This is a genomic window from Hyalangium sp., from assembly GCF_035629615.1.
In the GTDB taxonomy this organism is placed as follows: domain Bacteria; phylum Myxococcota; class Myxococcia; order Myxococcales; family Myxococcaceae; genus Hyalangium.
This window is the reverse complement of the sequence record NZ_DASPHO010000170.1, coordinates 1-12,674: the sequence shown is the minus strand read 5'-3', so window position 1 is coordinate 12,674 and position 12,674 is coordinate 1. Positions and strand designations below refer to the sequence as shown.

The following is a 12,674-nucleotide window of genomic DNA, read 5'->3' as shown; positions in this document are numbered from 1 at the left end:
TGACGCGAGCTGGCAGCCACTCGTGGTGAAACCCCTCGTGTGGCCGGAATGCCGCGAGCAACAGGGCGTTGCGATCGGTTGATGCGCTGGTGATTTCCTCGCGGGTGGGCTCTTGGACAGGGCCGGGAGGTCTCTCATGTGGCAAGCCGTCATGATCAGGACAGGGTTCGTGCTGACGCTCGCGCTGGTTGCGGGCTGCAACGAGGACACTCCACCGGGGATGCCGCCGGGCTCGGCGAGTCCCATGGCCATGCCGCGCAGTCAGCACGCGGCAGTGCTCCTGCCCTCCGGGCAGGTGCTCGTCTCGGGGGGACATGACAGGAGCGGCAGCCTGGATGACGCCATCAAGCTCGCCGAGCTCTATGATCCGGCCACCGATACCTGGACGCCCACCGGCTCCATGAGCGAGGCGCGAATTGCCCCGGGCGCGGTGTTGCTCCCTTCCGGGAAGGTCCTGGTCATGGCCGATGTCAGCAGCTCCAGGACGGCCGAGCTGTATGATCCGGTGCCAGGCACGTGGCAGCCGACCGGCTCCATGATCGCGGGCCGCCAATTTCCTCGGGTGCTGCTGTTGCCGACGGGCCGGGTGCTCGTAGCAGGAGGCGATCCAGGCAACCCCGCCCTGCCCAGCGTCATCGAGCTGTACGACCCGGCCACGGGCAGCTGGTCTGCAACCGGCGCTCCCCCCATGCGTGTGGGCAGGCCCGCGATGGTGCTGCTGTCCTCCGGGAAGGTGCTCCTCGCGGGAGGGGGCTATAGGGCGCCCCAGAGCAGTGCGCACCTGTACGATCCAGCCAGCGGCACCTGGAGTAGCACTGGCCCGATGATCGAGTCCCGCGAGAGTCATACGGGCACGTTGTTGCCCTCGGGCAAGGTGCTCATCACGGGAGGGACCGGGCCCTCCGGTGGCTCGGTGGCAATGGCGGAGCTGTACGACCCGGCCACCGGTACCTGGAGCAGTGCGGGCTCCATGGCCGGGCCACGCAATGCTCACACCATCACGTTGCTGCCCTCTGGGCAGGTGCTCGTCCTCGGAGGGACCGGCTCCAGCGGCTCGGTGGCGACGGCGGAGCTGTACGATCCGGCCACCGGTACCTGGAGCAGCGCGGCCTCCATGGCCGAGCCGCGCAGCGGCCACACCACCACCCTGTTGCCCTCGGGCGAGCTCCTCATCGCGGGAGGCATCCACGGTGGGCAGGCCGTTGCCACCGTGGAGCGCTATACCCCCTGAGCTCGGCGCCCCGGCCCGCTCGTGGTATGGGCCGTTGCCGTCGTGGAGTCCCTCGATCGAAGCGAGAGCGCGGTGCCGGAAGGGCGCCGCTCCATCCCAGTCAGCAGGCCTGGACTGCGGGCCCTTGTGCCCTGTGTGGGCGCAGGGGTGCTGCTCGCGTGGGCGGCAACGCCCTCCGTGTCGCTGGTCGCGTGCACCTCGGCGGCCCTCATGCTGGGCCTCGCACGGAGACGAGAGGACGTGGCGTGGGTGCCCGCCTTCGTGACGCTCGCCTGTATCGTGGCCTTCCAGGCGTGGCTCGTGACGCGGGGGACGTTCGCCTGGGACGAGCGCGAGGTGCTGGGCAGTGCCTATGACTCGCTGGCGCGCAGCCTCCGCCACGGCTCGGCGGAGGTCCTCCCTGAGGCCATCCAGTGGGAGGCGTGGCGAATCGGCGAGCGGACGTTCATGTACTTCGGGCCGTTCCCCGCGCTGCTGCGTGTGCTCCCGGATCTGCTCGCGCCCTCGCTTTACGGGCTCTGGTCGAGGGCCTCGGGCTTCCTGGCCCTCATCCTCTGCCTGGGGGCCATCGTCGCCATTGCGCGCCGCCAGCTCGCCGAGAACGAGCAGCTCGCTACCCGCGGGCGCACCGTCCTGTTCTTCGCGACGCTGGCCTCCGTGGGTCTGGGCTCGTCGCTCGTCCTCGTCGGCTCACTGGCGAACCTGTACCACGAGGCCATTCTCTGGGGCCTGTGCGCCGCCTTGTGGGGGGTGTTCTTCGCGCTCGGCGTGCTCCGGGATGACGAGCGGGCTTGGCGCAGCCTCACCCTGCTCTCGGCGGCCGCGGGGGTGGCGTTCCTCTCTCGCGTGACGTTCGGCCTGCCGCTCTACGCGCTCGTCTCGGGCCTTGCGTTGCGGCTGTTGGTCCTCCAGGTGCGACGGGAGCGGCAGCCTGTCCTCACCGCGGCCGGGCGGGTTGCGCTGGCGCTCCTTCCGGCGTTCGCGGCGGGGCTCTTCCACCTCTGGTACAACCACGCCCGCTTCGGCTCGCCGTTCGAGTTCGCCCCATTCGCCGCCTATGAGGCTGCTGCGGCAAAGCCGAAGGGCGTGGACAGTGTGTTCCACTGGAGCCGCGTGCCGAGCGGCGTCCTGGCGTACTTCCGCATCTCCCTGGAGAACCTCAGCCTCCGGGCGCCGTTCCTGACGTTCGCGCGCCCAGCAGTCTTCCGGCCGGAGCTCTACCGCGACCTGACCACCTGGCTCATCTCTCCACTGCTCGTCTCGCCGTGGCTCGTGGTGGGACTCATCGGTGGATGGGTGCTCCCGGGGCGGCCTGGAGAGCGGCGGTTGAGAGCGCTCTGCGCACTGCCGTTCGTTCTCCAGTGCCTCCTCATCCTCACCTACTACTGGCTGGCCTACCGGTTCACGACGGAGTTCCTGCCCCTGGCGGTCTGGTTCCTGGCGGCGTACCTGCGCAGTGCGGGGACAGGGAGCGGAGCGGCGCGGCTCCTGTCTCCACGCGTCTTCGCGATCGTGGCGGCTTTCTCCGTGCTGGCCACGGTGACGTCCCTGTTCCACTTCCAGAGCCAGTGGTGGGCCTACCCGGACGCGTACCGCCAGCAAGTGTCGCGCACCTTCGAGGTGCTCGATGCATGGCTCGGGCTCGGCTCGCTCGCTGTCGTGAGGGACGAATGACGCAGCACTTGCCCTGTCACTTGGGCTACTCAGGCCCTTCGGCGCCGAGCGGCGGGCACGAGACAGGCTCCTGTGCGAATTGGGGAGTGCAACCAGCGCCTCAAAGGCCTCCAAGCCCAAGGCGTCCAGGCCCCGGGAACCCACGGTCGATCCTGTTCTTCCGCCCAACTCGAGCGGGGACGATCAGGACCCGGACAGTGACACCAAGGAACGGTGCGTAGCCTATTACGCCAAATGTGTGGAGGCCGGCGGCCAGAACCTGCCTGGTCGCCACAAAAAGGAAAGCCTTTGCGGATCCTGCCCGGCGTACTGCACATCCAACGGCTTCTGGCCGGCGGCGATCTACACGTAGGACGGAGTGCGGCGGCCATGCCTCGGCACTTGACGCAGGAGGAGAGGTTCATGAATTGGGCGCGAGAGCGGGAGAGTCTCATCCTTCCGCTCATGAGGGCACCCATCCCCGAGAAGGTTCGGGCGTACAAGCAACTCGAGAAGCGAATCCTCAAGGAGGCGCGCACTGCTTACGAGCAGCAGGTGATACGGAGGCGCATCTCGATGGATCTCCTCGTGGCGACCAGCGACGGCCCATGGAGGGTGTTCTCCCCATACCTGAGGCGAGTGGAGCGGCTCGGCTACACCTCGATGTTCGATCGCTTGTTGGCCTGCGTCCTTGCGGCTCAAGCCTCCAAGGGGTCTCCCACGGGCGTGCGCAAGGCGGTTGCTCTCATCGCGGATGTCGAGAGGCGGATTGGTGGCCGGAAGCTGCATCCAGGGGTGCGTGAGGAGTTTGACGGCGGTCTGGCGCGGGCCCGAAGACTCGCCGGTCTTGATACCGGCAGAGACACCGTGAAGGAAGGCAAACGCCCCAAGAAGACAGGTGAGCGCGAACCGCGCTCCGTCGAGTCTAGGGCTCCCGGTTCAGAATGATGGCCAGCGTGAGCCCATGCCGCCGCTACCCTGCCCATCCTCCCAGCAGGGGCGGCTCAGGGGCCAGGGGCATGGGCCTGTTGGCTGTGGCGGCTTGAGCCCCAACACCCTGCCTGAGGAGGTAGCGCGTAGGGACCCGAGGCGGTCATCGCCAACTGGTGTGGCCGGAAGGCGAAGCGGGAGAAGATCGTCTCACGCCAGGCTGGGCCACGGTGCGGGCGGTGTGGACGATCAGCTCTATGAGGTGAAGAGCACCTTCATCCTCCAGCCGGGCCCGGCTGCGCTGACGGACGGGGTAGACCCACTCGCCCGCATCGTGGCGGCCGTGGCCCGAGGCATGAAGCTGGACCCGCGACGTCCGGGAGACCTGCGCGCATCTTGACGCGGACATGCACAGCACCTCTCAGTACCGGTGCCTGTCCAACGCCAACATGGAGGTCCCCGCACAGAAGGTCCTCATCAAGAGCAAGAGCACCAAGCCGGTGACCTTCTCCTACGACGAGTGGCACAGCACGTGCTCGTCGGCGGGTGGGAAGGTTCAGTCCGACGGGATGGCGATCAGCGCCAACGGAGAGGTGGGGACCCATCTCCTTGCGCCAGGAGAGGGGATCTCCTGCCGCGAGAGCTACGTGCATGACTGCAAGGAAGACGGCAAAGCGAAGAACTGCAAGGACGTCCTCTCCGTCACCCTACCCGGAGCGGTATCAGGTGCGGCACGCAGCCGGGTGACCGTCAAAGAGCTCGCGCCCGTTTGCGAGAAGGCGCTGGAAGATCAGCGCGTCTTCATCATCGGGAGTGACCGCCTCTCTTCCCGACTGGACGGTTCCGCCCACGACGATGTCGTCCTGGCGGCAGAACACGTAGGAGATGGCACGGTTAGCACACCCCCCACTGAAGAAATAGAACTGCTTGGGCTGGGTCTTTCGCAGGATCACCAGGTGCCCGCGCTGCGCGACGAGCTTCTCGTCTCCGAACAGCTTCTTCGCACCATATCCCGTGCAGTTGATGAGGATGTTCTCGGGGAGGGACATGACATCCTGCTTCGACTCGAACAGCCGCTGCTTGAACTGGACGGAGGTCTGCACGAGGTCCGCGGCCAGCTTGGGAAGCAGGATGGCTGGGTTCATCAGCCAGGTGCTGTACTCGCGGCCGATCATGTTGAGCTTCTCGAAGGGAAGCGCTCCCTTTCTGTGCAGTGGAACCACATCCTGCGGTGTGAACTCGTCAAAGGCCTTGATCGCGTGGTCGAGCGTGTAGTTCTTCCGCTCTGCGACCCCGAAGAGGGTCCGCTGCCCCGAGTTCTGGAGCTCGACGATCCGGTCGCGAGACCTTCGCAGATACAATGCCAGGGCGCGCTTCTTCTCCTTGCCCCGATACTCCTGGAAGACTCCCGAGGGTTCGAACTGCCCGCCGGCCATGAACGACGTCGTCGACCGGACGTCGAGATCCTTCGCGTAGAGACTCAGCGGCAGGGTGGGCCACTTGCGGCGCAGCTCGGTGGCCACCGTCAATCCGATCACACCAGTGCCTAGAACCGCGATGGACGGAGTGGCCCGAGACTGCCGCAACCTCACCAGGAGCTTCTCGACCATCTCGGTGACGATGCTGGCGCAGCCCCAGCTCAGGGTGATTCCGCCTCCCCCGTGGCCATAATTGTGGATCACATACTTCTTCCCGGAAGAGGTCTCGAAGGGTTGTTCCTCGAGCGCGAGGCGCACCCCTCCTCTTCGATGGGGCCGAATGCCAATCAGGTAGGGAGTGGTCTCTCGCAAGAGAGAGAAGTCTGGGCTCGGCAGAATCTCTCCATTGCGCAGGTGCCTGGGGGGCGTGGCGAAGGCCGGGAGTGCCGCGGCGCCGGCTGCGGCGACGGTCCCCTGCAAGAAGCGGCGCCTCGTGACGGGCAAGAGGGTCTCGGTCACGGGTTGCTGTCAAGCCTCACGAAGCACCGACGGAATGTCGCGCGGTTTGATGAACGCATGGATGAGGACAGGTCCGGGCGAGCTCTTCGCTTCCGCCAAGGAGTGCCGGAGCTCAGGTAGCGCGTCCACCGTCTTCGCAGAGCTGAAACCGAGGGACTTCGACAGCTCGGCATAGTTCCAGCGGTTCAAGGCCAGATAGGGCCGCAGCGGCGTCGCTGCGTCACGGAAGAAGCGAGGTTCCAGGAGCCACTGCTCGATGCCGTAGTGGCCATTGTCGAGGACGATGACAATGGCTCGCATCTGATGCTGCGCCATGGTTGATAGACTCTGCGCAGTCATCTGAAACCCACCATCCCCGCAGATGACCAGCGGTCGCCTGTCCTGGGCAAGACCTACGCCGACCGCGGCACCGACCGAATAGCCAATGGCTTGCCATACCGCATTGCACAGGAAGCCTTTTCGGCCGGCGATGTTCAGCTCTGCCGCCGGATACATGCTGAGGCTGGTATCGGTGATGGCAATGAAGCTCTCATCGAGGAAGCCGCTCACCTCCTCGAGCACCTCGTCGTAGGTCAAGCCTCGCTCGGCCTTCGCGCCAGAAACCACCGGAGCCGGCTGGACCGACGCTCGCCTCTGTCGGAAGGACAGGCCGGGGAGCAGCGTTCGCTCGAGGTGTCCTGGATTCGGTTGCCAGGGCTGACGTTGCAGCTCCGCCAGGAGGGGCCCCAAGGTCGCTTTGACTGCGGGCCCACGGCCCAGCTGAGTGGCCTGATTGGCAACCAGGATCAGCTTGTCACGCCCCTGGGTGACAAGCCCCCGGTATTGCCGGCCCATGACACAACCGATGGCCAGCAGGGCATCCGATCCCTCGATGATCTTCTTCACCGAGGACACCGCCCGCCCACCCCCGTAGACCCCGACGAACCCTGCCGTCTGCTCGGGGATCACCGACTTGGCCAGCATCGTCGTCGCCCACGGAAGGCGGAGCTTTTCGACCAGCGCGGTGACAGTCTCTTCCAGGCCGTATCGCTGCAGCTCGATGCCCAGCAGCAGCGCCGGCCGTGATGCCGTGCGCAGCCTCTCGACGATCTCGGCCGCAAGCCGACTCTCCTCGCCGGAGGGGGCAAGGGTGACGTCCAGCGCACCGCCCGGCGCTGGGCACTTCGCCTCCCAGAGGTGCTTGGCGATCTCGATATAGACCGGCCGCTGGGACATCAGCGCGGTTCGAAGGGCCGTGTCGACGACCCTCGGCACGTCTGAAGCTTTCTCCGCGCGAGCGGCATACTCCGTGACCTCTCGGAAGATCGCGAGGTCCGTCTTCTCGCGACCGATCGAGTGACTGAAGAGGGTGCCCAGCTCTTTCTGCAGCCGAAGGTCCTCAGCGCTGGGGCCTCCGTTGATGACGACCACCGGGCTGCGCTCGGCGTAGGCGCCGCCCATGGCAGGCAGCAGGCTCAAGGTGCCGACGCCGTAGGTCACCGCCACCGCCCCCAGGCCGCGCATGCGGGCGAAACCATCGGCCGCATAACCCGCCTCGAGGTCGCTGCTGTTCACCACGATTGTCATCTTCGTGGCCTGGGCCGCAGCGAAGAGCGGGTCACAGGTGGCTCCTGGAACGCCAAACAGGATGTTCACGCCGTGCTGGCGCAGCCGGGTCAGGATGTACTTCGCGACCGTGGTGGGCGCGGTCCCGGGCTGTTCCGTGGCCGCAGTGAGCGCCGTTCCTGTCAACGCTTCCGGTGCGCCCGTGAGGGACACGGCGGAGACTTGAAGGAATTGCCGTCGTGAAAGGGACCCCGGCTCATCGTCGCTCATCTTCGCCTCCGTCCGTCGCACTATCACCGGTTTCGGCTCTGGGTCGCCAGGGGGTGTGGAACCGGAGCAGGCGAGTACTGGCACCGCACCTCCACACGCTCAAAACCCCCGACGTTTCCGAACAGTTGTCCACAGGGAGGGTCCCAACCCGCGAGGGATAGGGCAGACTCGGGGCAAGGCCCTGGCGCTTCAGCTGGCGCGGAGGGATGGACGGGCAGCGCCCGTACCCGGGGCCGGGAGCCGTACCGATGAAGCATAAGGGTCCAACGATGGTGGCCGTCCCCGGACCTGCGGGGCGACTAATGGCAACGACAGAGGGCGACGGCGGCATCCCCGTCCTCTTCGTGCACGATCTCGCCGGCGACCGGACGCACTGGGCCGAGACGCAGCAGGGCCTTGCGACCCGCAGCGTCGCGTTCGACCAGCGCGGGTTGGGCGAGAGCGCCGGCAGCCACGGCCCCTTCGGCGTGGAGGAGGCGGTGGAGGATGTCGCCGCCGTCGCTGACGCGTTGCTCCCCCAGCCGTTCGTCCTGGTGGGCCACGGCTTTGGGGCCGCGGTGGCCGGCGCCTTTGCCGCGTACTACCCCGAGCGGCTCGCTGGGCTCCTCTACGTCGAGCCGGTGGGAGATCTGCGCCGCACGCCGAAGGCCGAGGCCGACGCCTGGCTCGAGAACTTCGGCGCGGCAAAGTACGGCACCTTCCACGAGCACTGGCTCGTGCCGCTGCTCTTCAATGCGAAGGAGACGACGCGCACGCTGGTCATGAAGACGCTGCGCACCTCGCGGCGGGAAGCCATCGCCGGAAACGTGGCGTCACTCTTCAGCTACAACCCGGACGAAGCCTTCGAGCGCTTCAAGGGCCCCACCCACGCGCTGGTGGCCACCACCAGTCCGGAGACGCTGGTGGCCCAGCGGGCCACGCTGTCCCGCTCCGTGGCGCCGCACACGAGCCACTGGCTGATGTTGGACTCGCCGCAGTGGTTCCATACGGAGCTGGTCCGCTTCCTCGGTCAGTGCAAGCACGGCCCTTGAGGAGCACACCGCGTGCCGCTCCCACTTGGGGGAACGAGCGGCGCGCACCACCCGGCGCCGCAAGCGCTGAGCCTGGGCTTCCAAGAACGCCCTGGCTCCGAAGCAGCCGGGGATGATCGGGTACTCCTGTCACTGTGGCCCTCATTGGCTTGAAGAGCGACAGCCGTCATTGCATGAAGTTCGTCAGCGCCACTGGCGTCGACCGGTAGGTGGTCGTCCCATCCCCGAGCTGGCCACCGGAGTTGTACCCCCAGGTCCAGAGGGTGCCGTCCTTCTTCAACGCCGCTGCGTGGTAGCTGCCCGAGACGACGGCGGTGATGGAGTGGAGACCGGGCACCTGCACCGGCATCAGCCGGGTGGCGTTCGTCCCATCCCCGAGCTGGCCAGCCCAGTTGTACCCCCAGGTCCAGACAGTGCCGTCCAGCTTCACCACGGCGGTAAAGTCGCCCTTGGAGGCGATGCCGCTGACACCACTGATCGAACTGACTGTCACGGGAGTGGAGCGAGGGCTGATCGTCCCATCTCCCAGCTGGCCTTGAGCGTTGTAGCCCCAGCTCCGGAGAATGCCCCCTGGGCGCAAGGCCACTGTGTGGTAGCCACCCGCGGAGATGCCGACGACGTCGTTGAGGGAAGGCACCTGCACGGGCGTCAGCCGCTGGAGGGTCGTCCCATCCCCGAGCTGGTTATTGGTATTGTCGCCCCACGCCCACACGGTGCCGTCCGCCTTCAACGCCACCGAGTGGCGGACACCCGTACTCACGGCGATGACGCCATGAAGGCCCGCCACCTGCACGGGCGTGAGCTTGTTGGCTTTGGTCCCATCCCCGAGCTGGCCATAGCCGTTGTAGCCCCATGCCCACACGGTGCCGTCCGCCTTCAGCGCCAGCGTGTGGGACCCACTCGTGCTCACGGCGATGACGTCGCTGAGGCCCGACACCTGCACGGGCCTCAACCGCTGGAGGGTTGTCCCGTCCCCCACCTGACCATAGAAGTTGTCGCCCCACGCCCACACGGTGCCGACCTCCTTCAACGCCACGGTGTTGTACCCACCCGCGCTGATGTCGATGACGCCGTCGAAGTTCGACACCGGCGCAGCAGGCGCGGAGCGACGCGCTGTGGACCCGTCGCCGAGCTGGCCATAGATGTTGTCTCCCCAGGTGTAGACCCTGCCATCTTGCTTCAGTACCACCGTGTGCCCCATGCCTGCGGCCACCGCTCGGACGTTGGGGACCACCACCGTTACGGGCGCCATGCGATTGGCGGCACTGCCGTCACCGACCTGGCCGGAGGAGTTGGCGCCCCAGGCCTGCACGGTGCCATCCGTCTTCATCGCCACCGTGTACTCACTCCCCAAGTCGAACCCCATCACGTCCGTGAGGCCGCTCACCTGCACGGGTGTGAGACTGCTGGCGGTCGTCCCGCTGCCGAGCTGACCGTAGGAGTTGTCGCCCCAGCTCCAGGCGGAGCCGTCCTGCTTCAGGGCCGCGGAGTGATAGTAGCCAGCGGCGAGCTGGGTAACGCCGCTGAGCCCCACCACCTGCACCGGGAGCGAGCGAAGGGCTGTCGTCCCGTCGCCGAGCTGGCCATTGCCGTTGTAGCCCCACGCCCACACGGTGCCGTCCTTCTGCAGCGCCAGCGTGTGGAGCGTGCCCGCGGCCACGGCAGCGGCATTGTTGAGGCCCAACACTCGCACCGGCGTCATCCGGAGGGTCGTCGTCCCATCTCCCAGCTGGCTGTAGCCGTTGTAGCCCCAGGCATACACGGTGTTGTCCTTCTTCCATGCCGCCGAGTGGTAATAGCCCGCGGAGATGGAGCCCATGCCGCTCAGGCTCGACACCTGCACCGGCGTGTTGCGATTGCTCGGCGTCCCGTCCCCGAGCTGGCCATAGACGTTGTGGCCCCACCCCCACACGGTGCCGTCCGCCTTCAGCGCCAGCGTGTGGTAGGAGCCCGCGGCAACAGCGACGACGTCGCTCAGGCCCGCTACCTGCACGGGCAACACCCGCAGCGTGTTCGTCCCCTCTCCCAGCTGACCGTTGCCGTTGTCGCCCCACGTCCACACCGTGCCGTCCTCCTTCAGCGCCACCGAGTGGTAGAGCCCGGCGGACACCGCGATGACGTTGCTCAGTCCCCTCACCCGCTGGGGCGTGTTGCGAGGAGCCCGAGTCCCGCTCCCCAGTTGGCCGGAGTTGTTGGAGCCCCACGTCCATACACTGCCGTCCGCCCTCACCTCCATCGTGTGATTGCTGCCCCCCGATACCCCGGGGCAGACCTGGGGAACGTTCTGGAACAGAGACTTGGAGAGGGTGAAGCACGTGGTGCGGTTGCCATGGCTGTCAATCACCATCGGGTAGGCAATCACCTCCACCGAGTGCACCCCACAGCGCACCCCCAACTGGCTGTAAGACCACGCGCCCGTGACTCCCAGACGCTCCTCTGCCGTGGTCAGGGTGCCATCCACCCGGTACTCCAGTCGCACCCCGCCTGCCAGGCCAGACACCGTGTAAGTCCCGGCGCCCGCGAGCTCCCCTTCGAACGAGCTGATCCCCTCCAGCGTCAGCTCGCTCACGTCCAGCCCCGAGCACAGCGCCTGCTCCTGGGTGCTCAGCACCTGCTCGGCGCCAGGCCCCTTCTCCTCCGTGGGCGCCCCACAGGCGAGCCACACCCCCGCTCCCAACACCGCCCACAGGTGCATGCTCTTCAGGTCTTGCCTCATGGTCGATTCCTCCAGCTCGCGGGCTCTCACGGTCCCCGGCCAGTGCTTGCGTGCGCGGGGGTCCTCTGCATTCGGCACGCCAGATGACCGCGGTTCCTCGATTTCCCGCCTAACCCAACAGTTCGCGGGACTTACCGAGCGTGGGGGGAGCGAGCGGCAACTCACCCACGCTGGCCCCTGGTAACAAGGGTTTCCAAGTGTGGGCACACCCTGATTACTGCTGTTATCCGCTGGCCCTGGATGGCTGTCACTGCACGAAGGGCGTCAACGCCCCCGGAGTCACCCGGCCCGTGGTCGTCCCGTCTCCCCTGCCGCGCCGGGTGCATCGCGGGGGCGGGCGTTCTATCCATAGGAGCCTCGCGGAGATGGAGGGGGCCATGTCCTTCACCTCCGCGCAGCCTACCCCACGCGTAGGGGCACGTCAGCGAATGGCTGGCGGTGCCTCAGGCTCGCCGTACTCAAATAACGGGGCGCTCAGGAGTAGCGTGTCTCACCGCGGGCGCAGAGCGCGATCAGCTCGCGCAGCTCGTCCACGTAGCGTTTGCGGTTGTGGGGCAAGATTGTGTTGTGGTCCCCGTGTGGGAACAGGACGAGCCGGACGTTCTCGACCGGGCCTGAAGCCAGGCGTACGGCATGCGACGCATCGACGAGGTGGTCGTTCTTCGTGTGGAGGATCAGCGTCGGCTTGTGCCGTGCCCGAAGCTTCGCCATGTGGTCGAGCCGCTCTCGAAACGCCGACTCGATGGCGCTGAGATTCATCCCCAGCTCCGCTGGAGTCATGCGCATCAGGATGCGCTCCAGCGGGTCCGCGATCGCGCTCTCCAGGACGAGGCCCGCGACATCGGGATACCTGTGCGCGAACTCGATCGCGTAGATCGAGCCGATAGAGCGTCCGAACACGATGAGCTCTTCAGGCCTGCGCCCCACCGCCTCGAAGATGGCTTCGACGTCGTCCAGCATCCTCCCCAGCTGAGGCACACCTCCCGACGCCCCGTACCCGCGGTACTCGGCGAGAAAACAGTCCGCCCCCAGCGCCTCGATCATCCCGACGAAGTCTGGAACGTAGTCGGCGACGACTTCCCCGTTACCGTGGAAGTGCACGACCGTCAGGGGATGTCCGCGCTGGGTCGCGTAGCACGCGAGTCGCACAGGTTCCACGTCGACCCATGCCGGGTTCGCGACGGCGAGCGGCCGTGGGAAGAAGTACCTCTCGGTGATGAGCGGATGGTCGAGCACGGACATGGTGTTAGACAGCCTCCGAGCGCAGATGCTTCAGGACCTGCCGAAGGCGCTCGTGCAGAGCGCCCGTCACCTGGAGCACCTCCACGTCGAGGTTGAGAGAATTCTCCAGGATGAGTTCG

General features: G+C 66.8%; 8 protein-coding genes and 1 pseudogene. 5 read left to right on the top strand and 4 right to left on the bottom strand.

From position 1 onward, the window contains the following. Window positions 1-136 precede the first annotated feature (136 nt). From VD972_RS08780 to VD972_RS45440, 4 genes and pseudogenes are all read left to right on the top strand, one after another. Window positions 137-1,231: a Kelch repeat-containing protein gene (locus VD972_RS08780; protein ID WP_324983732.1), complete on the top strand. Its 1,095-nt coding sequence runs from the start codon at window positions 137-139 to the stop codon at window positions 1,229-1,231. Between the two features lie 147 nt (window positions 1,232-1,378). Further along, window positions 1,379-2,905: a hypothetical protein gene (locus VD972_RS08775; protein ID WP_324983730.1), complete on the top strand. Its 1,527-nt coding sequence runs from the start codon at window positions 1,379-1,381 to the stop codon at window positions 2,903-2,905. 369 nt (window positions 2,906-3,274) lie between these two features. Further along, window positions 3,275-3,832: a hypothetical protein gene (locus VD972_RS08770; RefSeq protein WP_324983728.1), complete on the top strand. Its 558-nt coding sequence runs from the start codon at window positions 3,275-3,277 to the stop codon at window positions 3,830-3,832. 112 nt (window positions 3,833-3,944) lie between these two features. Next, a pseudogene (locus VD972_RS45440) lies at window positions 3,945-4,214 on the top strand (cobalamin-binding protein); the annotation flags it as partial. A 322-nt stretch (window positions 4,215-4,536) separates the two neighbouring features. Here VD972_RS45440 and VD972_RS08760 read toward each other — a convergent pair. After that, window positions 4,537-5,550, bottom strand: a complete 1,014-nt coding sequence (locus tag VD972_RS08760) for an FAD-dependent oxidoreductase (protein WP_324983719.1) — start codon at window positions 5,548-5,550, stop codon at window positions 4,537-4,539. Between the two features lie 210 nt (window positions 5,551-5,760). Beyond that, complete coding sequence (locus tag VD972_RS08755; protein ID WP_324983716.1) at window positions 5,761-7,566, bottom strand: thiamine pyrophosphate-binding protein; 1,806 nt, start codon at window positions 7,564-7,566, stop codon at window positions 5,761-5,763. Between the two features lie 248 nt (window positions 7,567-7,814). Here VD972_RS08755 and VD972_RS08750 point away from each other — a divergent pair, with 248 nt between their 5' ends. Further along, the gene (locus VD972_RS08750; RefSeq protein ID WP_324983713.1) at window positions 7,815-8,597 is read left to right on the top strand and encodes an alpha/beta hydrolase; all 783 of its coding nucleotides are present in this window, start codon (window positions 7,815-7,817) and stop codon (window positions 8,595-8,597) included. A 166-nt stretch (window positions 8,598-8,763) separates the two neighbouring features. Here VD972_RS08750 and VD972_RS08745 read toward each other — a convergent pair whose 3' ends face one another. Together VD972_RS08745 and VD972_RS08740 are read right to left on the bottom strand one after the other, a co-directional pair. Next, entirely contained in the window at window positions 8,764-11,313 is a 2,550-nt protein-coding gene (locus tag VD972_RS08745) for an RCC1 repeat-containing protein (RefSeq protein WP_324983710.1), read from the bottom strand. Window positions 11,314-11,787: 474 nt separating this feature from the next. Then, the gene (locus VD972_RS08740; protein ID WP_324983707.1) at window positions 11,788-12,555 is read right to left on the bottom strand and encodes an alpha/beta hydrolase; all 768 of its coding nucleotides are present in this window, start codon (window positions 12,553-12,555) and stop codon (window positions 11,788-11,790) included. Window positions 12,556-12,674: the final 119 nt, after the last annotated feature.